Source organism: Burkholderia sp. Se-20378 (assembly GCF_017104665.1).
GTDB lineage: Bacteria > Pseudomonadota > Gammaproteobacteria > Burkholderiales > Burkholderiaceae > Burkholderia > Burkholderia lata.
Genome location: NZ_JAAGPG010000116.1, coordinates 1 through 20021 on the forward strand (window position 1 = coordinate 1; position 20021 = coordinate 20021).

Genomic DNA, 20021 nt, shown 5'->3' on the forward strand with positions numbered 1-20021 from the left:
CGCCGCGCTGGCGGCGCGCTTCATCCGCGTGAGGTGGCGCGCCGCGACGATGCGTGCCCGCGCCCCGTACCGCGGCACATAATTCGTCCACCTTCACATTCGTGCCACGTTGCGTCGGCAACAATCGCGGACAGACATTCGACAACCTTGCGGCGCATCCCGCGACCGCAAGCCTTTTCCGAGGAAACGCCATGCTCAAGACGCTCGCCCGCGCCGCTGCCGCACTCGCCGTCGCTTCCGTTTCACTGCACGCCTCCGCGCAGACCAGCTACGACTACCTGTTGCTCGCCGCGTCGTGGGAGCCCGGCTTCTGCGCGTCGCACGACACGCCGGAATGCACGAACCTCGCCGGCACGTATGCGGCGACGAGCCTGTCGCTGCATGGCCTGTGGCCGAACAAATACGACGGCAACCAGCCGTTCTACTGCGGCGTGCCGCAGAACGACATCGACCTCGACAACGCACACCAGTGGTGCAGCATGGACGCGTACCCGATCAGCAGCGCGACTCGCAACACGCTGTCGACGTACATGCCGGGCGTCGCGTCGTGCCTCGACAAGCACGAGTGGTTCAAGCACGGCACCTGTTCGAACTCGGCGACGCCCGATGCGTACTGGAACCAGGCGTCCGGCATGATCAGCCGGCTCGGCAACACGTCGTTCAACACGTTCCTGCAGGCGAACGCGGGCAAGACGGTCACGCGTAACCAGCTGCTGTCGGCGTTCGAAGGCGCATTTGGCAGCAATACGCGCAGCGCGGTGTCGCTGAAGTGCACGAAGACGAACGGCGTCAGCTATTTCACCGAAGCGTGGATTGCGGTGAAGACCAATGCGACCGCGCAGTTCCCGAGCGCCGCGTCGCTCGTGACGGACGGCAATACGCAGGGCACGTGCCCGACGTCGGGCGTGTACATCGCGAAGTAACGGGGAAGGGGCGACGGCGCGCGACATCGCGCATGCCGTCGCCGGTCACGGCTTCGGCGGGATGCCCGACCACAGCAGCCGGGCCAGTTCCGGCGCGTCGAGTTGCGGCTCGTGTGCGTCGAGCGCGTCGGGCAATGCATGCCACGGCACCGCCGGATTCCGGTGATGCTGCAGATGAAGGTTGATGTGATACGGCCAGACGAACACGCGGCCGATCCAGCCCGTGCGCCACGAATACGTCCAGTCGGCCCAGCCGGGCGTCGCATGCGGGCCGCCGCTGTGCTCGGCCATGCTGCGGATCTTCTGCAGCAGGACCGACAGCGTGAGCAGCGGCACGAACCACAGCGCGGCGGCCAGCAGGATCGTTCGCGCGGAACAGGCCCACACGAGCAGCGCGACGATCGCTACCCATACGGCCGCGGCTGCCTGGAACGGCCGGCCGAGTCGCGTGTTCTGCCCGCCCGCGCGCTTGAACGCCGCCATGTTGCGCACCATGTTCAGCACGAGCAGGTCGCCGAGGAACTGCCGCGCGAGCGGCCATGCGTCGAGCGGCCGGAACCGCCACGGCTGGTCGTGATAGAGAAACTGGCGCTCCGGGTCCTGCGCGGTGCCGAGATGCCGGTGATGCGCGAGATGCAGCGGCCGGTAGAACTCGACCGGTACGAGCCCCGGCACACCGATCGCGACGTTGATCAGGAAGTCGTTGAAACCGCGACGGCGCGTGAGGTGATAGTGGGCCGCGTCGTGATACAGGATGAACAGCGCATGCTGCCGCGTCGCGATGACGAGCACGGCAAGCGCATACAGGTACCACGTGCCGAGCGCGATGGCCACGCGGATCGCCACGACGATGCACGCCCATTCGAGCAGCGCGGCCGCAACCGTGCGCAGGTCGACCTTGGCGCGCAGCAACGCGAGCGTGAACGTGCCGGCCGCGAGGCCGATCGCGCAGCCCCATGCGACATCGGCGGCGCGATGCTGGCCGGTGGTCAGTGCCGTCGCCATCAGCAGCGCGCTCCACGCGACGAACAGTGCGGCCGATCGCTGCCGCAGCGCCAGCAGCACGATGGCGATCGCGACCGGCAGCGCGACGTGCCCGCTCGGCGATGCGGCAAGCGGCGCATCGATCCGCTGCAGCCACGCGATCCAGTTGTCATGAGCGGGCGGCCACACGATGGCGGTCGGATGCAGCAGATGGCACACGAGGCAAACACCGGCCGCGAGCGCGCCGGCGAAGAACGCCGGCAGCAGCCATGCGCGGCCGCGCCCGAGCCAGACGAGCGCGGGCATTGCGAACAGGTAGCTGAGGTAGAGCGGCACGGTGCCGGGCAGCAGCGGAATCGCGCGATCGAGCGCGCCCGCCGGAATGACCGTGACCGGCCCGAGCGGCCGGTGCGTGACGAACGTGTAGAACCCGCCCGTCACGACGAGATAGGTGACGAGCAGCAGCCATGGCCGGGCGATCGGCGCGTCGTTCGCATCCTGGCGGGAAACGGCGTTGGACATGGCGGGAGCGGGCGGGTAACGGGCTATCATAGCAAGCTGTTCAGTCTTGCAGGAGTAGCCGATGGAGTTGCGTGCCACCGCCGTCGAACGTGCGGCCCTGGGCCCGGACGACATCGACCGGATGTTCTCGTTGTATGCGGCGTCCTATTGCGACACGGTCCGTGCGCAGTTCGACCACGATCTCGGCGACAAGACGCACTGCATCGTGCTGCGCGACAGCGGCGGCGCGATCCAGGGCTTCTCGACGCTCAAGCAGTACGAGACTCGCTGGCGCGACGCGTCGATCCGCGTGATCTTTTCCGGCGATACGATCATCGATCCCGCGCATTGGGGCACGCAGCATCTCGCGTTCGCGTGGATCCGCCATGCGGGCGACGTGTGGCGGCAGGCGCCCGCCGTGCCGCTGTACTGGTTCCTGATCTGCAAGGGCCATCGCACCTATCGCTACCTGCGTGCGTTCGCGCGCGACTACGCGCCGCGTGCCGACAACCTGACCGCACCGGCCACGCAGGACCTGATGGACTACCTGGCCGCGAGCCGCTACGGGCACGCGTACGATTCCGCCAGCGGCCTGCTGTCGTTCGACACGCCGCAGGGCCGGCTCACGCCCGCGCTCGCGGAGGTGCCGGCCGCGCACCGGCGGCTGGCCGACGTCGATTACTTCCTCGCACGCAACCCCGGCTATGCCCAGGGCGACGAACTCGTGTGCCTGTGTGAACTGTCGGCGTCGAACCTGCGACCGCTCGCGCGTCGCCTGTTCGACGGTGTGTGAGCCGCGCGCATGCGGATCCGTCTCGCGCAACCGGCCGACAACGCGCGCATCCTCGATTTCCAGTCCCGCCATGCGATGCAGGGCAGCCTGCCGCTGCGCTTCGATCGTGCACCCGACTACTTCGCGCTGCATCGCTGCCACGCGCCGCATCACGAGGTCTGGCTCGCGGAGGATGAGCGCGCGGCGCTGAAGGGGCTCGCGAGCCTCGTCGTGCGCGACGGCTATCTCGGCGAACGCGCGCAGCCGGTCGCCTATCTCGGCGATCTGCGCCTGATGCCCGACCGGCGGCTGTCGCGCGAGTGGACCGACTCGGTGCGCGAACGCTTCGCGACGCTGCGCGCCGACGCCGGCGTGCAGCATGCGTATTGCTGCATGATTCGCGACAACCGGCTCGCGGTGCAGTCGCTGGCACGATCGCGGCGCGAGAACCGGCTGCGTTTCGCGCACTGGCACGGCTACGAGAACGTGTCGATCTATGCGCAGCGCGGGCTGTCGTCGGTGCCACGCAGCGTGCCGGGCGTGCGGATCGTCGAGGCGCAGCCGCATCATGCGGACGCACTGCGCGCGTTTCTCGATACCGAGTCGCGCCGCCAGCCGTTCGGCGGCGTGTTCTGCGCGGACGAATTCGCGCGGCGGCTCGATACGTGGCCGTCGTTCGGCATCGGCGCGTTCCTGCTGGCGCTCGACGCGCACGACAACCTGATCGGCTGCGTCGCGCCGTGGGATGCCGGCGATATCAAACGGATCGTGCTCGAACGGCTGCCGTTGCCGCTGCAGGCCGTCCGTGTCGCATTCAATGCACTCGCGCCCGCCTTGCGCCGCCCGCGTATCGCGGCGCCCGGCGAGCCGCTGCGCGACGTCTACCTGACGCACCTGCAGGTGCGCGACCGCGATCCGTCCGTGTTCGCGGCGCTGCTCGATGCCGCGTGGCTGCGCGTGCGCAACAGTCATGCGCTGATGCAGTTGTGCCTGTACGACGGCGATCCGCTCGGGCCGGCGCTCGCGCGCTACTACGCGGCACGTACGCCGATGGATCTCTATACGCTGTCGACCGGCGAGCCGGCCGCGCCGATCGACGGCCTGCTGGCCGGCCGCGTGCCGGGCTTCGAGATCTACCTGGTCTGAGCGCGCGTGACGTGCAGCAGGTCGGCGAGCGCGAGCCAGAAGCGGCCGGCGTCGAAGCCGAGCCCGCCGAGCACGGGCTGGCCGTGGTCGAGGCGTGGCAGGCAGACCTGCGGGATGCCGGCCATCACCTGGTGTTCGAGATAGAACTGCCCGTCGTGCGCGCAGCCGGGACGATGCCCGTTCAGCCGTCCGTGATGCGAATCGAAGCGCGTGGATGCCTCGACGGACCAGCTCACGCCATGCACGAGATGCAGGTCGCGCGGCAGCGCGGCAAGCATGTCGCCGACGCGCGGATCGCGTCGGCTGCTGATGTCGCGCGTGCCGGCGTCGGCCCAGCGCGTGCGCAGCATGCGGCGTGCGATGCGATCGGGCCAAGGTGCGGCCACGTGCGGCGGCATGCCGTGGCGGAAGATCGTATCGACGATCGCAGACGGGCCGCACGGCGGCTGCATGAGCGCGAGGCACGTACAACGCGCTGCCAGCGCCGGGTCGCCGACGAGCGCGGCGAGCGTATCGATGCCGCCCTTGCTGTGCGCGAGCGCGACGAATTCGCCGCCGGCCGGTAGGTGCTTGCGCAGGTACGCACCGATATGCGCGCCCTGATCGAACACGCCGCGCGCGGAACGCACGGGCACCGTCAGCACCCGATAGCCGGCCGCGCCGAGCGTCTGCCGCGCGCCGCGATTGCAGCCGGGCAGCCATTCCGAATACAGCCCCGCGACGAGCACGACCGTCGTCGTCAGCGGCTGGCGGGCGGTGCGCCGTGTCCAGCCGTCGATGAACGCATCGGTCCGGTCGAGGTTCGCCGCGGCCCGCGCGAACGGTGTTGCCGGATAGTGGCGGCGCCAGTCGTCGAACCCGTCGGGCGTCCACGGCGCGCGCGTCATGCGTGCGACTCCGGTTCGCGTTCGGCGCTGGCCAGGTACGGTTCGAGCGCGGCGCGGGCCGCGCGCAAGGCCGCATCGCTGTCGAGGCGATCGGGATGAAAGCGCGGCGAGAACCAGAATAGCCACATCGGCATCACGCGCGTGAAGATGCCCGGTGCGACGAACAGCCAGCGCAACAGTTGCAGCCAGCCGCGCAGATTCCAGGTCTGCCCGTCGACGGCGACCAGGCGGTGCACGAAGTAGATCAGGTCGATCACGAAGTAGACGGAGATCCCGAGCATGGCCGCGCAGCGCACCACATAGCGCCGCGCCGCGTTCGGCATGGCCGCCGCGAACACGTCGAACGCGACGGTCTTGTGCTCGGTTTCCTCGATCGCATGCCAGCGCCACACGGCCGCCATCGTCGGGTCGGCGCCGCCGAGGATCGCCGGGTCGCTCAGCAGCCGGTGCGCGAGGATCGTCGTGTAGTGCTCGAGGCACGCGGTCAGCGCGAGCCGCGTGACAGGCGATACCTGCCGCGCGGCATTGCGCTGGCGTGTTTCGAGCAGCGCCTCGAGCGCGTCGACCGGCACCTGCTGCGATGCGAGGCGCGCGTTGTAGAGCCGGTGCACGCGGATATGCGACGCTTCCTGCCGCACGAACGCATCGACGTCGGCCGCGAGCGATGCATCGCCGCCCACGTGGTCGCGAAACGGCCGCACGCTTTCGATGAAGAAGCGCTCGCCGAGCGGGAACATCACGGAAAACGCGTCGAAGAAGCGCGTGACATGGCACGTGCCGCGATACCAGAAGCGCGGAATGCGTTCGTCGATCGCGAAGCGCACGTCGCGGGTCGGCATGCGCGACGCCGGGCTGTCGGCGGGTGTACGGCGAAACGGCCGCATGCTAGTTCCGCCCCGCCAGGGACGGGGCGCGGGCCGTTACCGGCGGCTGACGCATCTGTTGTATCCTCCCGTGCAAACAACCGCCATTCCGAGCCATGAACCGACCGAGCGCGCAAGCCGCTGCCGCGCAGACCCGACGTTACGACCGGGCGAACCTGCTCGTGCTCGCGCTGCAGAGCGTGGTGTGGGCCGGCACGCTCACCTGGCTCTCGCATACCGGCGTGGGCGCGATCAAGTGGCTCGTGCTCGTGCCGTTCTGCCTCGTGATGCAGGGCGTGTTCTCGATGATGCACGAAACCTTCCACGGGTTCGGGCATCGCCGGCCGATCGCGAATTATATGATGATGTGGTGGGCGTCCACGATGTTCGGCGCAGCCGCGACGCTCATCCACGTGAACCATCTCGGCCATCACGTGCGCAACCGCACGCGCGCCGAGCGCGCGGATTTCGCGACCGCGGACGAATCGCTGCTGCGCAAGCGCATCGAATACTACGCGGCGATCCTCGGCGGCATCTGGCTCGGCAGCTTCGTCGGCAGCTTCGTGCTCGCGCTGGTGCCCGGCCGCACGATGCAGCGGCTCGCCGCGCGCGGCGACGACAACACTTACGCCGCCGCCTTCAAGGAATTCACGACGGCCGACTTCCGCCGCATCCGTTACGAAACGCTCGCTGCCGTCGGTGCATGGCTGCTGGCCGGCTGGCTGCTCGACTGGTCGGTGTCGGCGGTGCTGGTCGCGTATGTCGCGTTCGCGTTTTCGTGGTCGTCGCTGCAATGGGTGTACCACATGCGCACGCCGCTCGACGTCGTCGAAGGCACGTACAACATGCGCGCGCCGACGCCGGTGCGCTGGCTGCTGCTGAACTTCAACTACAACCTCACGCATCATCGCCGTCCCGCGCTGCGCTGGCAGGACATGCACGCGGTGTCGGACCTGCGCGAGACGCGGCCGCTGTGGTACGGCTGGCTCACGATCTTCGCGCCGCCGCGCCGGCTGCCCGACGATCTCGCGCAACTCGACAAGACCTATTTCTGATGGACGCCTCCGCCCGCAGCCCGGCCGATGCATGGCGCACGTTCGCGCGCGCCGCGCAGCCGGACGTCGATTGCTGGCAGGCCGGCCTCGACGCACCGGGCGACGCGCAGGCGCGGCGGCTGATGGCGCTGCTCGCCGCGAACCGCGATACGGCATTCGGACGCCGGTTCGGCTTCGACCGGATCGACAGCCCCGCGCAGTTCCGTGAGCGCGTGCCCGTGCATGCGGCCGCCGATTTCCTGCCGTGGCTCGATCGCGTGTCGCACGAAACGGAACCGGTGCTGACCGCCGAGCGCCCGGTGTTCCTCGAACGGACGAGCGGCAGCACCGCGCGCCAGAAGCTGATTCCTTATACGCCCGCGTTCCTGCGCGAACTGCAGGCCGCGATGATCGTCTGGCTGGCCGACATGTATCGCGCTTGTCCGGCGCTCGGCGACGGGCGCGCGTACTGGTCGATGTCGCCGCCGCTGCAGGCGCCCGGTGTCGCGCCCAACGGGATTCCGGTCGGCTCCGCGAGCGATCTCGACTACCTCGGCGACAGCAGCGCGGCCGCGCTCGCGTCGACGCTGCTCGTGCCGCCGCTGACCGGTAGCGCGGCGACGTGGCGGCGCGAGACGCTGCGTGCGCTGGTCGCGGAAGAAGCGCTTGCGTTCATCAGCGTATGGAGCCCGACCTTCCTGACGAGCGTGCTGCGCCCGCTGTTCGATCGCGACGATGCCGACGGCGCACGCGATCGCGCATGGGTCGACGCGTCGCTGCCGGCCGACCGCCGCGCGGCGCTGCGCCGTGCGATCGAGACGGGCGATTGCCGTGCGCTGTGGCCGCGCCTGGCCGCCGTGAGCTGCTGGCTGGACGGCCCGAGCCAGCATTACGCCGATGCGTTGCGCGTGCGGTTTCCGCAGGTGCAATGGCTACCGAAGGGGCTGTTCGCGACCGAAGGCGTCGCGAGCATTCCGTTCGGCGCAGGCGGCGGTTGCCCGCTCGCGATCGGCAGCCATTACCTTGAATTCGTGCGCGACGACGGCCGCGTGTGCGGCGTCGAAGGGCTACGACCCGGTGATGACGCCCAGGTGCTGCTGACCACCGGCGGCGGGCTGTATCGCTATGCGCTCGGTGATCGCGTGCGCGTGGTCGGCATGACCGCGCGCACGCCGCGCATTGCGTTCGTCGGGCGCGCGGCGGCGAGCGTCGATCTCGTCGGCGAGAAACTCGACGAACAGATTGCGGCCGACGCGCTGAATCGCGCACGTGGGCAGCACGGCGAAGTCGGCGCGTGCATCGTGCCGTGTGTCGCGAAAGAAGGGCTGCCGCATTACGTGCTGTGCATCGCCGGCGAGATCGACGCAGACGCGGCCGACACGATGTGTGCCGTCGTCGAAGCCGAACTGATGCAGGCGTTCCACTATGCGCACGCACGCCGCCTCGGCCAGCTCGGCCCGCTGCGCGTGCAACGGCTGGGCCGATCGCCGGAACGACTCGGCGACCTGCTGCAACAGTCGGCCGGACGGGCCGGCGTCCGCGCGGGCGACGTGAAGCCGTGCGCACTCGTGACGCGGTTGCCGATGGCCGACGCACTGCTTGCGATGACGAATGAATGACGCGATGAACGACATGATCGAACCACGCGGATGCGGGCACGACTGCCCGTCACGCGATGCGGCCGGTACGCACGAACATGCTCCGCCGGCCGACGGCCTGCATGAGCAATGGTTCGTCGCGTGCACCGAACGCGAACTCCCGCGCGACAAGCCGCTGGGCGTCCGGATCCTCGATACCGGCATCGTGCTGTTCCGGCAGCGCGACGGCCGGATCGCCGCGCTGATCGATCAGTGCGTGCATCGCGGCACGCGGCTCTCGGCCGGCAAGGTCGATCGCGACACGCTCGTGTGCCCGTATCACGGCTGGCGTTACGACGGCGAAGGTCAGGTCGTCCACGTGCCGAGCATCGACGGCACGCAGCCGACCGGCACGCCCGGCCGCTATCCCTTCCGGCAGCGCACGCTGCCCGTGCAACTGCTCGACGGTCTCGTATGGGTGTATCTCGGCACGGGCGACCCGTCGGCGCGCACGATCTTCCGGATGCCGTTTTGCGACGTCACGCCGTGGCAGTCGTACTTCATGGTGAACACGTTCGACGGCGACATCGCGATGCTCGCGCAGAACTTCATGGACGTGCCGCATACGGTATTCGTGCACGACGGGATCTTCCGCAGCAGCCGCGGCCAGGCGATGGAAGCGACGGTCGCGACGACGCAGGACAGCGTCGCCGTCACGTATCACGACGGCGACGACAAGATCGGCTTCTGTCTCGACTGGCTCACGAACCCCGATCGCGTGCCGCTCGCGCACGTCGATCGCTTCATCGCGCCGAACGTGACGCGTTGCGACTATCTGTGGGGCGAACGTTCCGGTTTCCTGATCGTCAGCCAGATCACGCCGATCGATGCGCGCCGCTCGCGCGTCTATACGTACATCGCGTATCGCTTCCGGCTGCCGCGCTGGATGCTGCGCGCGCTGCGACCGCTGCTGAACCTGTACACGCATCTCGTGATCCAGCAGGACGTGCGGATCATGCGCGCGCACCGGCAGGGCCTCGACAACGCGCCGGGCTTTCGTCCGCACAACGTGCGCGCCGACATCGTGCATGTCGCGATCGACCGGCTGCTCGATGCGGTGAAGCGCGACGAGCCGCTGCCGGCCGCGCAGTGCGGCGAGAAGGTGATGCGCTTCGAGCTGTAGGCGCCGCGCGGCGCAGGGCGTTCAGTGCGTGGAGCCGGCCTGGCCGGGTGCGGGCGGCGCGAATGCGGTGCCGTCCGTCAGGTAGCGGTGCACGGCCGGCAGATGCTCGAGCGCGAGCGCCGGATACGCGTGATGCACCTGGTGATAGCCGATGTTGCGCGGATACAGCACGAGCTTGCCGATCCAGCCGAACGTCATCGTGCGCGTCATCTGCCAGATCGACTCCGGCGCGCGTTCGTCGATCTCGACGTGCTGATGTTCGAGCAGCACGCGGTTCGCGTTCATGATGCCGCCGACGATCCACGGCAGTCCGTAGTACGTGAAGAACGGCAGATCCCAGTGCACGACGGCCGCGATCGCGAGCAGATAGCCCGCGCAATGCGGCAGGTCGGCGCGCGCGCAGGCGATGACTTCAGGGTGACGGCGCAGGTCCTGGCGCGAGCGGTCCTGCATGAAGCCGCGCGCATACCACGGCCGGAACGCGGGCCACGCGAGTGCGAGCGGCGCCATCAGCGCGCGCAGCGGCCACCAGACCGGCAGCAGTGCGCCGCGCAGCATCATCACGCGCTGCACCCAGCCGCCGCGTGCAGCCAGCCGGTGCAGGTACGGATCCTCGGCGGTGCCGACCGCACGGTGATGGCGCAGATGGTGATAGCGCATCGCGGCGATCGACGAACCGATCGTCCAGCCGGCGAGCGCTTCGACGAGCGCGAGCGGCAGCGTCATGCGCCGCATCGGGAGATGGCAGGCATCGTGCAGGATCACGCCGAATGCCTGCAGCCTGCCCGCGATCAGCAATACAGCCGCGATATAGACGAACGGATTCGGTGCGAAGTGGATCGCGGCCCAGCACAGCAGGATGCCGAGCCAGTCGATGCACGCATAGCGGACGAGCCGCCACGGCCGCGCGCCGGCTGCGAACGGCAGCGTGCGGTTCAGTTCGGCAGGTGTCGGCAGGGCGGAGGGCGTGAGCATTCGATGAGGTCGGGCGCGCCGTCGATGGCGCGCATGCAGGCATATCGGTCGGGAATATACACCTGATTCGTCAGACGACGAGCGGCCATCTTCAACGCGCGGCGCATGGCTTGCCGAACCATCGCATGGCCGCGTGCGTGGCTTCGTCGACGGTCGACGCCTCGTCACCGGCCCATGCGACGACACCGTCGGGCCGCACGAGCACGGCGCGCAATCCCAGCCGGTCTTTCGCATCGCTCGCGAGATACGCGATCCGGTCGTGCCAGCGGGACGCGAGCGCCTGCAGCGGCCTCCCTCCCTCGAAGTCCAGCAGCACACCTTTGCCGTGCCTGACGTGCTCGCCGAGCCGCGTTCCGTCGACCAGTTCGAAGTCGGGCACGCTGCGTCCGACGAGCGGATGGCCACTGCCGAGATCGTACGCAACGGATACGCCCCATACGCGCTCGGCGAAGTACGTCGCCCCGTCGCGCGTGTCGACCAGATCGCGGACGATCGCCTCGAGTGCGCGCGAACTCCGGGCCGGCCGCATCAGCGCGACCTGCGCGCGCGACCAGTCGAGCACGCGGGCGCCCACCGGGTGCCGCTCGTCCGAATAGCTGTCGAGCAGGCCGGCCGGCGCATCGCCGCGGATCGTGGCGGCCAGCTTCCAGCCGAGATTCATCGCGTCGCCGAGACCGAGGTTGAGCCCTTGGCCGCCAAGTGGCGAGTGGATGTGCGCGGCGTCGCCCGCGAGCAGCACGCGGCCGTTGCGATAGGTGGTCGCTTGGCACGCGCGGTCCGTCCAGGTGGTGGCGAGCCGCAGCGTCGTCAGCGTGACGCCGGTGCCGGACACGCGCCGCAGCACCGCCTGCGCATGGTCGAGCGTGACCGGCTCGCGCCGGTGGAACGCGCCACCGTCGAATTCGACCATCGCGATCGTCCCGGGCTGTGTGTACGTATACATGCCGGTCGCGGTGTAGTGACGGCCGGGCGGCAGCATGCCGGGATCGGCGAGCTCGACTTCGATCGAGTAGCCGGTGAATTCGGGGTCGGTGCCGGCGAACGTGAAGCCGCCCGCCTTGCGGACCGTGCTGCGGCCACCGTCGCAGCCGACGAGCCAGCGTCCGCGCCACGTGTTGCCGCCTGCGTACAGCGTTACCGCGTCGTCCTCGTCCGACTGGTCGAAGCCTTCGATCCGGATGCCGCGCCGGATCTCGACGCCCGTCGCGCTCGCGCGGGCAGCCAGCACGGATTCGACGCGTTCGAGATCGGTCGGCATATGGGTACCGGCCGGGCCGGGCAGGCGGTACGGCCATCGGGACGCATCGATGCGGTCGTGGAAGAACGGAATGCCGGCGAAATGCCCGCTCGGACGGCGCGACTGCTTCATCCAGTGCGCGGTGTCGTACGCGCCGGACGGCATCGCGATGTCGTCGAGCAGGCCGCGACGGTAAAACGCTTCGAGGGTGGGCGCCGACAAGCCGCGCATGCCGAACGGCGGTCGCTTCAGCGGGGAGTCCGGATCGCCGGCCTGCTCGACCACCAGTACCGACAGGCCGGCAAGGCGCAACTCGCACGCGAGAAAAAGGCCGACAGGGCCGGCTCCGGCAATCACGACATCATGGGTGACAGGTTGAGTCATCGAGGGCTCGGCTTGCGGCCGGGGCGGGCCGGTGGCGGTAGGAAGGGCGGCACCTGACAGGCATCGTGCTCGCGACAGGAATGTTTATGGAACGACGTTCCATGGCGAGATATTGGAACGTTGTTCCAGATGTGTCAAGCTACCGCGCATGGCAACCAAAAACCGAACCGAGCGGCGCGCCGACGCGCTGTCGAAAGAGCGGATCGTCGATGCGGCGATCGAAATCCTCGACAACGAAGGCGAGGGCGCGCTGACGTTTCGCGCGCTTGCCGCGCACCTGGCGACCGGGAGCGGCGCGATCTACTGGCATGTCGCCGACAAGCACGACCTGCTCACTTTGGCCGCGGATCGGGTGATCGCGGGTGCGATGGCGGATGAATCGAGGGCGCCGGACGGCGAGGCGGCGAAGGCGATCCGTCGCGTCGCGTTGCGTCTGTTCGACGCGTTCAGCGCGCATCCGTGGGTGGGCGCGCAGTTGTTCCGCGCGCCGTGGCAGGACGCGGTGCTGCGGATTCTCGAAAGCGTCGGCGGGCATCTGCAGGCGCTGGGCGTGCCCGAACCCGCGCAATTCAACGCGGCATCCGCGCTGATGCACTACATCTTCGGGCTGGCCGGCCAATACGCGGCCGGCGCGCGCCTGCATTCGCGCGATCCGGCGCAGCCGGAGATCGTGGCGACCGTCGCCGACCGGTGGACGCAACTCGATCCGGCGGCGTATCCGTTCGTGCGCAAGGTGGCGGCGCAACTGGCTGCGCACGACGAGCGCGAGCAGTTCGTCGCCGGCATCGATCTCATCCTGAAGGGGATCGAAGCGGCCGGGTAGTCGTTATGGTGCGGGCCGATTCGGTTGAAGCCGTGGGCCCGTCACGCTCGCGCGACCGCTTGTTTACTCGAGCAGCCGCAACGCGTCCGCGAGCGACAGCACCGTCGTGCGCGATTCGAATGCAGTGGAGAACAGGTGCTCGTGGACTACCGGGTCCGGGTCGTAGCAGCAGTCCTTGACCGTGTACAGGCGGAAGTCCGCGTCGCTTGCGTGGGCGATCGACGACAGCATCACGCCCGTCGACGCGATGCCGACCATGATCAGCGAATCGACACCTTGTTCAACGAGCCGCGCCTGCAGATGGGTGCCGAAGAACACGCTGGCGCGGTGCGCAGCGATCAGCGGCTCGTCGGCCTGCCGGCCGAGTTCCGGGCACGGACCGTCGTTGATGAACAGGCCGAGCTGCTTGATGCCCTGGCCGTTCTTGTTGAGCGCGCTGACTTCCGGATAGCCGGGGCTGAACCGCAGGTTCGCGAACCAGACGCCGATGCCGCTGGCCCGCGCCGCATCGCATAGCCTGCGTGTATTGGCGAGCAGCCCGGGCGCGACCGACGGAAAGAGGCCGAGGATGTCGGTCTGGTAATGCATGACGAGCAGTGCGGTGCTCGACGGCACGATGGCGGGAATCGGCGCGGATGGGCTGTCGCCGGGGTTCGTGCGGGTTGTCGTTGCGATATCCGGTGCGTGTTGCCGAGTCATGAACGAGAGTCTCCGATAGCCCGCGGGGAATGTCAGCGTCCCCGATTTGTACCGGAAAATCGGGCCGGCTGCCGATGCGATTTTCGTAGGGGCGTTTTGCCGCGTCGCATGGTAGCCGCCGCCAAACCGGAGCAACGTGTTCGCGCGGCCGCAATATACTGGCGTGCGCTTGATCGACTCACGGTCGTTCCGGGTAGTGCGATGCCGATGGTTGATAGTCGGCCGCGACTGCTCGCCGTTGCCGGTTTGCCGCTTTCGCGCGGATCGTGCTTGAGGCGGCAATGCCCGGCGCGATGCCATTTCATGTCACGTTGCGCCAACACGAGTTACACGTCATGCCAGTTACCGGATTCAGTCACTACAATCTGCGCGCGGATCGACCGACACTCGATTCGCTTCGCGATTTCTACGTCGAGATCGTCGGCTTGCAGGAAGGGTTTCGTCCGCCGTTCAAAAGCTTCGGCTATTGGTTGTATGCAGGCACGCAGGCCGTGCTGCATCTGTCGGAAGCGCGGCCGGGCGAGTCGCATCATTCGCATGTTGCCAATACGTTCGATCATGTTGCGTTTGCCTGCGCGGACGTCGACGAAATGGCCCGTCATCTGACCGACGCCAACGTGGCATTCACGCGCGCACACGTTCCGCTCACCGGCCAGGTGCAGTTTTTCTTCCGCGATCCGGCCGGCAATGGCGTCGAGTTGAATTTCGCGCAAGCCGAGTGACCGCGAAGGGCGTTTGCTGTCGAGCGGCGCATGTTTCGTTGAGTGCGTGCCGGGCCCGATGGCGCGGATCTCCTAACGCGCCAGGTCGCAATGAATCTGCAGGCTTTCCGTTGTGTTGCGGTGAATCTGAAACCCGTGCTGCACCAGCGCGGCCTGGATCTGCGCGAGCGCCGAAGCGCAGCGCCGCACACGGCGCCGCTGCCAGAAAGGCGGCGTGAATACGCCCAGCGGCAACATCCGTATGCGCCGACCGTTCACGCTGAATGAAATGTCGATGTGCGTTCCATCGACATCGTGTCCGTTGCTGCCGAAGATATCGGCCAGTTCGTCGCGGCGGGCGGGATAGAGCAGGCGGAACGCGCCGATTCCCAGTGCGCGAAACCGACGGCGGGCAAAACCGAGCCCGGACGCTCGCGGCTCGTAGCCGCGCGTCAGGATCAGGCTGATCCGGGCGGGCAACCCGGTCTGGATCGCCTGCAGCTTGCCCAGGACATCCGCGTCCACGTGGACGTGTCGCGCGGGCCAGCGCGGCCGGATCTGTACGCCGGCGTGGACACCGGGCGGCAGCGTGAGCAGATTCGAATGCATCGTCAGGCTTTCCGTGGGCGCAATGGACTATGAGCGCGGGCCATCGAGAGGCAATACCTCCATTGAGCATGCCGGCGCATGTCGATATCAGCCGGACATGGGTCTACGGGTCGATCGTGCGACGTGCCGGCACGTTTGAAGCGCCGATCGTCCGGAACGAGTCGTCAACCCCTCCAGCGCCAATGCGCTGGCACGCCGGCAATATCAACCCGCATCAAAGCATTCAATTTTTTAAAATCAATCCGCTCATGTATTGATTCAAGTCGCGAAAATCTTTGACCGTCCAGGCGTGGGGCGGCAGTTTCACACCATTTTCCCGCAACGTTTTCGGAATCAGGTCTCCGTTCGGGCGAAGGATGACTGACGAGACAATGACGCCCGGATAATCATTGAGTCGTTTCTTGAAGGCGGGCGTCGTCAGATCGGGCGTGGGCGGGATGCTTTTATTGGCCAATGGCCCTGTTCCCCTGGCATCCGCTCCGTGGCACATCGCACATCTCGCCAGGAAGATCTTTTTCCCGTTATCACTATCCGCGAAGGCGGGTGATGTTTGAGCAAGCAATGACATTCCCAACGAAGCGACGAGGAGTAGTTTCATTTTTCTTGGTTTTGTTGTGTGAACCGGTACATGTCTTTGTGGGGCCGATTGCCGCCGAATGGCGAGTTCTTCACTGAGCGCGCCGATATTCACCTGCCGCCGTTTCGCAGATCAGGCACGCCCAACTCCACCGCCTCAAAAAATCGACCGTCCCGAATAAGTCGTCAACCACTCCAGCGCCAGTGTCCCTGCGCTACGTGTATATAAACCGACGCCCCGATGTCGACCAAGCGGGCGAACGTCGCACTCTCTTGGGCGATCGGTTGAATCCGCCGCGAGTACTGGTCATTCGGCAACTTTGGGCGGGTTGCTGTCGGATCGTCAAATCGCTAACATTCCCCGGTGCTCCGGGCGATGGTCATCAACATGATCTCAATTCAACAGTTAGCAACCCTTCCTCCTCAGCTATTGGATTTTGAGCGTGAAGCTGTCGATCAAGGGTTCAACTTTGTCGGCCGTTTGATTCGCGAGTGGCAAGACGGAAGCAACAGGTTCGATAAGCCGGGTGAATGTCTGCTCGCGGTCACTGACAACGGAACTCTTCTGGGGGTTGGCGGCTTGAACGTCGACCCCTATGTCCCGGATGGGTTGACCGGCCGGCTGCGCCGCCTCTATGTGGCGAATGCCTTCCGCCGTCGCGGTATAGGTGAAGCCCTCGTTGCTGCACTGCTTCAGAGAGCAGAGCTGCAATTCCATCAAGTCCGGCTTTCAACGGATACAGAATCTGCAGCTGCCTTCTACTCCCGACTGGGATTTCGTGCAGTTGAAGATGAAACGGCCACCCACGTGAAAATGCTGTGACGAGCATCGGTTATGGATCGATCGCTGCCAAAGGGTTAATTGCCCGCGCAGGGTGCTGGCGCATGCCGAATCGATCTGCAACCATTGTGGGGCATGAGTTGCGCGTGGATTCCGCCACTTCAAAAGATCGATCGCCCCGAATAAGTCGTCAACCACTCCAGCGCCAGTGTCCCCGCCAGCGAGTTCCCGTTCGCATCGAGCCCCGGCGCCCACACGCACACGGCCATCTCACCTGGCAGCACCGCGACGATCCCGCCGCCGACGCCACTCTTCGCAGGCAACCCGACGCGATACACGAAATCACCCGCCGCATCGTAGGTGCCGCACGTCAGCATCAGCGCCGACAGCCGCTTCGCCGAACTCGAATCGACGATCCGCTCGCCGGTCACCGGCGCGACACCGCCGTTCGCGAGAAACAGCGCGGCGCGCGCGAGCTCGACGCAGTTCATCGTGATCGCGCACTGGCGGCAATACGCATCGATCACCGTGTCGGGCGGCATCTGCATGTTGCCGAAGCTGGCCATGAAGTGCGCCATCGCGCGATTGCGCTCCGCGTGCTGCAGCTCCGACTGTGCGACGCGCGAATCGTAGTCGATGTCGTTCGCGCCGATCAGCCGCCGCACGAATTCGACGAGCGCCGTCTCGGCCTTCACGAAGCGGCGGCACAGCACGTCTGTGACGACCAGCGCACCGGCGTTGATGAACGGATTGCGCGGCTTGCCGCGCTCGCTCTCGAGCTGGACGAGTGAGTTGAATGCGTTGCCGGACGGCTCGCGGCCGACCCGTTCCCACAAATCGTCGCCCAGCAACTGGAACGCGAGCGTGCACGCGAACAGCTTCGAGATGCTCTGGATCGAGAAGCGCTCATACGCGTCGCCGACCGTGCAAACGTTTCCGTCGAGCGTCACGACGGCCATCCCGAACTTGTCGGCGGGCACTTTCGCGAGCTCGGGAATGTAGTCGGCAACCCGTCCCTGGCCAATCCAGGGGGCGAGTTCGGTGTGGATGCGTTCGAGGATCGTCTGGTAATTCATCAAGTCAGGCGGGTAGGTGAGCGGCCCGGATTCAGGCGAGCCCGTATGGAACCGTCCCGGCGCCGATTCGTCAAGCGCGGACGATATCGCGCCCTTATTTTCAAGACCTCTAAACAGGCAACCGGCGGGCGCAGTATCATGCGGTACGTTTCGGCCAATGGCCGGCGTCCGGCACCGGCCGGCGCCGCCGCGGCTTCCCCGATGACCCGACCGCTGCCCATGTCTTTTCGCATCCTGCTCGTCGAAGACGACACCCGCCTGTCCACGCTGATCGCCGGCTACCTGCGCAAGAACGACTATGAAGTCGACACTGTGCTGCATGGTGACGCCGCGGTGCCGGCGATCCTGTCCATTCGTCCCGATCTCGTCATTCTCGACGTGAACCTGCCGGGCAAGGACGGCTTCGAAATCTGCCGCGAGGCACGCAAGCAGTACGACGGCGTGATCATCATGGTGACGGCGCGCGACGAACCGTTCGACGAACTGCTCGGCCTCGAGTTCGGCGCGGACGACTACGTACACAAGCCGGTCGAGCCGCGCATCCTGCTCGCGCGGATCAAGGCCCAACTGCGTCGCGCGCCCGCGCGCGTGACCGAGAGCGCCGCGCCGCAGCCCGAGCGCTACGCGTTCGGCAAGTTCTCGATCGACCGCACCGACCGTTCCGTCGTACTGCCCGACGGCAGCACGCCCGACCTGACGTCGGCCGAGTTCGACCTGTTGTGGGCGCTCGTGTGCCATGCGGGCGAGGTCGTCAGCCGCGACGACCTGATGCTGCAGTTGCGCGGCGTCGAGTTCGACGGCCTGGACCGTACGATCGACGGGCGCATCTCGAAGCTGCGCCGCAAGCTGCGTGACGACGCGAGCAACCCGCAACGGATCAAGACGATCCGCAGCAAGGGCTATCAATTCAGCAAGCACGCGTGGGAATGACGCGACGTTCGTACGACGCCGTCACGTTCTGCGCGGGCATTCCACCCGCCGGCCGGGAGCCGAGATGATCCGACGAACCCGTTCGCACCCCGATGCACCGCCGCTGCCGACGCTGCGCTACGTCAAATGGCGCTGGCTGCATTTCCGTCGCGCGTGGACCGATACGCGCGCCGACCGCATCCCGAGCTGGTCGCGTCTTTACGTGCGTACTTATCTGCATCTGCTCGGCCTCGTGCTGCTGACCGCGCTCGTGCCGGCGCTCGCGCTGTGCGTCGAATTGTCGCCGCAGGTCGTGTGGCATGCGTTCGACTCGCTGCCCGGCGACATCTGGATCGTGCTCGTATTCGTGTTCGCTGCACCCGCGCTCGCCGCGTACCGGTGGATGCGGCCGGTGTGGTCGGATCTCGTGATGGTGCGCGAGCGCGCGATCGACTTTACGGGCGGGCGCTTCAACACGCGCGCGCGCGAATCGCACAGCGTGATCATCGGCCCGCTCGCGCGGACGCTGAATGCGCTCGCGATGCGCATGGAACGGCTGATCGCCGCGCAGCGCGACCTGACGAACGGCATTTCGCACGAGCTGCGCACGCCGCTCGCACGCGTGCGTTTCGCACTCGAAATGCTGCGCGAGCCGGGCTCCGCGGCCGAATACCAGGCGGCGCTCGAGAGCATCGCGCAGGACGTGACCGAGCTCGAGGAACTGATCGACATGAGCCTCACGTTTGCACGGCTCGAATACAGCTCGCTGCAGTCGAACCTCGAGATGACGGCCCCCGTCGCGTGGTTCGAGCATCAGGTCAGCGATGCGCAGCTGCTGTATCCGGAGCGCGCGATCGAGTCGCGCATCGCGATCGCATCGGACCTGCGCGTGAAGATGGACCGGCGGCTGATGTCGTATGCGATGCGCAACCTGTTGCGCAACGCGAGCAAGTACGCGAAGTCGCAGATCGTCGTCGGGATCTCGCTCGTGCACGGCAACATCGGGATCTTCGTCGAGGACGATGGCCCCGGTGTGCCGGAGAGCGAACGCGAGCGGATCTTCGACGCATTCGTGCGCCTCGACCGCCGCACCGGCGGCTATGGCCTCGGCCTGTCGATTACGCGGCAGGTGCTCCATGCGCACAACGGCCGGATCGCGGTCGTCGATCCGGTCGAGCTTGGCGGTGCGCGCTTCGAGATCAGCTGGCCGGTCTAGCGATACGCCGCACGGGCCCTCGGCCTCGACAGAAACAGCAGCACGACAGCACGACAGCACGACAGCACGACAGCACGACAGCACGACAGCACGACAGCACGACAGCACGACAGCACGACAGCACGACAGCACGACAGCACGACAGCACGACAGCACGACAGCACG

At 67.0% G+C, this 20021-nt stretch carries 20 protein-coding genes; 11 read left to right on the forward strand and 9 right to left on the reverse strand.

Annotated elements, in window-relative coordinates; translation table 11 throughout:
• The first annotated feature begins 191 nt into the window (after positions 1–191).
• Complete coding sequence (locus G3N93_RS14970; RefSeq protein ID WP_174936812.1) at positions 192–923, forward strand: ribonuclease T2; 732 nt, start codon at positions 192–194, stop codon at positions 921–923.
• A 45-nt stretch (positions 924–968) separates the two neighbouring features.
• Here the strand turns inward: G3N93_RS14970 and G3N93_RS14975 are convergent, their stop codons facing one another.
• Complete coding sequence (locus G3N93_RS14975; protein WP_206133372.1) at positions 969–2429, reverse strand: fatty acid desaturase family protein; 1461 nt, start codon at positions 2427–2429, stop codon at positions 969–971.
• A 61-nt stretch (positions 2430–2490) separates the two neighbouring features.
• Between G3N93_RS14975 and G3N93_RS14980 the strand changes: the two genes are divergently transcribed.
• Complete coding sequence (locus tag G3N93_RS14980; RefSeq protein WP_174936816.1) at positions 2491–3201, forward strand: hypothetical protein; 711 nt, start codon at positions 2491–2493, stop codon at positions 3199–3201.
• A 9-nt stretch (positions 3202–3210) separates the two neighbouring features.
• Positions 3211–4326 (forward strand): hypothetical protein, encoded by a 1116-nt coding sequence (locus G3N93_RS14985; RefSeq protein WP_206133373.1) that lies wholly within the window; start codon positions 3211–3213, stop codon positions 4324–4326.
• On the opposite strand, the gene G3N93_RS14990 is transcribed toward G3N93_RS14985, so the two are convergent.
• Entirely contained in the window at positions 4314–5213 is a 900-nt protein-coding gene (locus tag G3N93_RS14990; RefSeq protein WP_206133374.1) for a hypothetical protein, read from the reverse strand. The two genes, G3N93_RS14985 and G3N93_RS14990, sit on opposite strands and share 13 nt — an antisense overlap.
• Complete coding sequence (locus G3N93_RS14995) at positions 5210–6052, reverse strand: metal-dependent hydrolase (RefSeq protein ID WP_241026555.1); 843 nt, start codon at positions 6050–6052, stop codon at positions 5210–5212. Before G3N93_RS14995 ends, G3N93_RS14990 begins: the two co-directional genes overlap by 4 nt.
• Before the next feature lie 140 nt (positions 6053–6192).
• On the opposite strand from G3N93_RS14995, the gene G3N93_RS15000 reads away from it, so the two are divergent.
• From G3N93_RS15000 to G3N93_RS15010, 3 genes are read left to right on the forward strand one after another with little or no spacing between them, the layout of a single operon-like run.
• Positions 6193–7131 (forward strand): fatty acid desaturase, encoded by a 939-nt coding sequence (locus tag G3N93_RS15000; protein WP_174936824.1) that lies wholly within the window; start codon positions 6193–6195, stop codon positions 7129–7131.
• Entirely contained in the window at positions 7131–8729 is a 1599-nt protein-coding gene (locus G3N93_RS15005; RefSeq protein ID WP_206133375.1) for a GH3 auxin-responsive promoter family protein, read from the forward strand. The genes G3N93_RS15000 and G3N93_RS15005 overlap by 1 nt, the downstream gene beginning before the upstream one ends.
• 4 nt (positions 8730–8733) lie before the next feature.
• Entirely contained in the window at positions 8734–9870 is a 1137-nt protein-coding gene (locus G3N93_RS15010) for an aromatic ring-hydroxylating dioxygenase subunit alpha (RefSeq protein ID WP_241026556.1), read from the forward strand.
• Positions 9871–9891: 21 nt separating this feature from the next.
• Here G3N93_RS15010 and G3N93_RS15015 read toward each other — a convergent pair whose 3' ends face one another.
• Positions 9892–10845 (reverse strand): fatty acid desaturase family protein, encoded by a 954-nt coding sequence (locus tag G3N93_RS15015; RefSeq protein ID WP_206133377.1) that lies wholly within the window; start codon positions 10843–10845, stop codon positions 9892–9894.
• 91 nt (positions 10846–10936) lie between these two features.
• On the reverse strand, positions 10937–12466 hold the full coding sequence (locus G3N93_RS15020) for an FAD-dependent monooxygenase (protein ID WP_206133378.1): 1530 nt from the start codon (positions 12464–12466) through the stop codon (positions 10937–10939).
• A gap of 148 nt (positions 12467–12614) precedes the next feature.
• Between G3N93_RS15020 and G3N93_RS15025 the strand changes: the two genes are divergently transcribed.
• The gene (locus G3N93_RS15025) at positions 12615–13289 is read left to right on the forward strand and encodes a TetR/AcrR family transcriptional regulator (protein WP_174936832.1); all 675 of its coding nucleotides are present in this window, start codon (positions 12615–12617) and stop codon (positions 13287–13289) included.
• Between the two features lie 63 nt (positions 13290–13352).
• On the opposite strand, the gene G3N93_RS15030 is transcribed toward G3N93_RS15025, so the two are convergent.
• Entirely contained in the window at positions 13353–13988 is a 636-nt protein-coding gene (locus tag G3N93_RS15030) for an isochorismatase family cysteine hydrolase (RefSeq protein ID WP_174946790.1), read from the reverse strand.
• 335 nt (positions 13989–14323) lie between these two features.
• Between G3N93_RS15030 and G3N93_RS15035 the strand changes: the two genes are divergently transcribed.
• Positions 14324–14710 carry a VOC family protein gene (locus G3N93_RS15035; RefSeq protein ID WP_206133380.1) on the forward strand — a complete coding sequence of 129 codons (387 nt, stop codon included), beginning with the start codon at positions 14324–14326 and terminating at the stop codon, positions 14708–14710.
• A gap of 72 nt (positions 14711–14782) precedes the next feature.
• Here the strand turns inward: G3N93_RS15035 and G3N93_RS15040 are convergent, their stop codons facing one another.
• On the reverse strand, positions 14783–15298 hold the full coding sequence (locus G3N93_RS15040; RefSeq protein WP_206133379.1) for a hypothetical protein: 516 nt from the start codon (positions 15296–15298) through the stop codon (positions 14783–14785).
• A gap of 223 nt (positions 15299–15521) precedes the next feature.
• Complete coding sequence (locus G3N93_RS15045) at positions 15522–15896, reverse strand: cytochrome c (protein ID WP_206133381.1); 375 nt, start codon at positions 15894–15896, stop codon at positions 15522–15524.
• A 354-nt stretch (positions 15897–16250) separates the two neighbouring features.
• Between G3N93_RS15045 and G3N93_RS15050 the strand changes: the two genes are divergently transcribed.
• The gene (locus G3N93_RS15050; RefSeq protein WP_174936840.1) at positions 16251–16697 is read left to right on the forward strand and encodes a GNAT family N-acetyltransferase; all 447 of its coding nucleotides are present in this window, start codon (positions 16251–16253) and stop codon (positions 16695–16697) included.
• 119 nt (positions 16698–16816) lie between these two features.
• Here the strand turns inward: G3N93_RS15050 and G3N93_RS15055 are convergent, their stop codons facing one another.
• The gene (locus G3N93_RS15055; protein WP_206123274.1) at positions 16817–17731 is read right to left on the reverse strand and encodes a glutaminase; all 915 of its coding nucleotides are present in this window, start codon (positions 17729–17731) and stop codon (positions 16817–16819) included.
• Positions 17732–17950: 219 nt separating this feature from the next.
• Here G3N93_RS15055 and G3N93_RS15060 point away from each other — a divergent pair, with 219 nt between their 5' ends.
• Both G3N93_RS15060 and G3N93_RS15065 read left to right on the forward strand, forming a co-directional pair.
• A complete protein-coding gene (locus G3N93_RS15060; protein ID WP_174936844.1) occupies positions 17951–18661 on the forward strand; it encodes a response regulator in 711 nt (236 codons plus the stop codon).
• A gap of 64 nt (positions 18662–18725) precedes the next feature.
• Positions 18726–19856, forward strand: a complete 1131-nt coding sequence (locus G3N93_RS15065) for an ATP-binding protein (protein WP_174936846.1) — start codon at positions 18726–18728, stop codon at positions 19854–19856.
• The last annotated feature ends 165 nt before the right edge of the window (positions 19857–20021 follow it).

What these genes read in the sequence shown, in the direction of transcription:
- G3N93_RS15060 (WP_174936844.1), top strand. Translation starts at nt 17,951, where the DNA reads ATGTCTTTTCGCATCCTGCTCGTCGAAGACGACACCCGCCTGTCCACG.
- G3N93_RS15040 (WP_206133379.1), bottom strand. Translation starts at nt 15,298, where the DNA reads ATGCATTCGAATCTGCTCACGCTGCCGCCCGGTGTCCACGCCGGCGTA.
- G3N93_RS15005 (WP_206133375.1), top strand. Translation starts at nt 7,131, where the DNA reads ATGGACGCCTCCGCCCGCAGCCCGGCCGATGCATGGCGCACGTTCGCG.
- G3N93_RS15035 (WP_206133380.1), top strand. Translation starts at nt 14,324, where the DNA reads ATGCCAGTTACCGGATTCAGTCACTACAATCTGCGCGCGGATCGACCG.
- G3N93_RS14980 (WP_174936816.1), top strand. Translation starts at nt 2,491, where the DNA reads ATGGAGTTGCGTGCCACCGCCGTCGAACGTGCGGCCCTGGGCCCGGAC.
- G3N93_RS14970 (WP_174936812.1), top strand. Translation starts at nt 192, where the DNA reads ATGCTCAAGACGCTCGCCCGCGCCGCTGCCGCACTCGCCGTCGCTTCC.
- G3N93_RS15030 (WP_174946790.1), bottom strand. Translation starts at nt 13,988, where the DNA reads ATGACTCGGCAACACGCACCGGATATCGCAACGACAACCCGCACGAAC.
- G3N93_RS14975 (WP_206133372.1), bottom strand. Translation starts at nt 2,429, where the DNA reads ATGTCCAACGCCGTTTCCCGCCAGGATGCGAACGACGCGCCGATCGCC.
- G3N93_RS15000 (WP_174936824.1), top strand. Translation starts at nt 6,193, where the DNA reads ATGAACCGACCGAGCGCGCAAGCCGCTGCCGCGCAGACCCGACGTTAC.
- G3N93_RS15050 (WP_174936840.1), top strand. Translation starts at nt 16,251, where the DNA reads ATGGTCATCAACATGATCTCAATTCAACAGTTAGCAACCCTTCCTCCT.
- G3N93_RS15065 (WP_174936846.1), top strand. Translation starts at nt 18,726, where the DNA reads ATGATCCGACGAACCCGTTCGCACCCCGATGCACCGCCGCTGCCGACG.
- G3N93_RS15025 (WP_174936832.1), top strand. Translation starts at nt 12,615, where the DNA reads ATGGCAACCAAAAACCGAACCGAGCGGCGCGCCGACGCGCTGTCGAAA.
- G3N93_RS15055 (WP_206123274.1), bottom strand. Translation starts at nt 17,731, where the DNA reads ATGAATTACCAGACGATCCTCGAACGCATCCACACCGAACTCGCCCCC.
- G3N93_RS15010 (WP_241026556.1), top strand. Translation starts at nt 8,734, where the DNA reads ATGAACGACATGATCGAACCACGCGGATGCGGGCACGACTGCCCGTCA.
- G3N93_RS14995 (WP_241026555.1), bottom strand. Translation starts at nt 6,052, where the DNA reads ATGCCGACCCGCGACGTGCGCTTCGCGATCGACGAACGCATTCCGCGC.
- G3N93_RS14985 (WP_206133373.1), top strand. Translation starts at nt 3,211, where the DNA reads ATGCGGATCCGTCTCGCGCAACCGGCCGACAACGCGCGCATCCTCGAT.
- G3N93_RS15020 (WP_206133378.1), bottom strand. Translation starts at nt 12,466, where the DNA reads ATGACTCAACCTGTCACCCATGATGTCGTGATTGCCGGAGCCGGCCCT.
- G3N93_RS15045 (WP_206133381.1), bottom strand. Translation starts at nt 15,896, where the DNA reads ATGAAACTACTCCTCGTCGCTTCGTTGGGAATGTCATTGCTTGCTCAA.
- G3N93_RS15015 (WP_206133377.1), bottom strand. Translation starts at nt 10,845, where the DNA reads ATGCTCACGCCCTCCGCCCTGCCGACACCTGCCGAACTGAACCGCACG.
- G3N93_RS14990 (WP_206133374.1), bottom strand. Translation starts at nt 5,213, where the DNA reads ATGACGCGCGCGCCGTGGACGCCCGACGGGTTCGACGACTGGCGCCGC.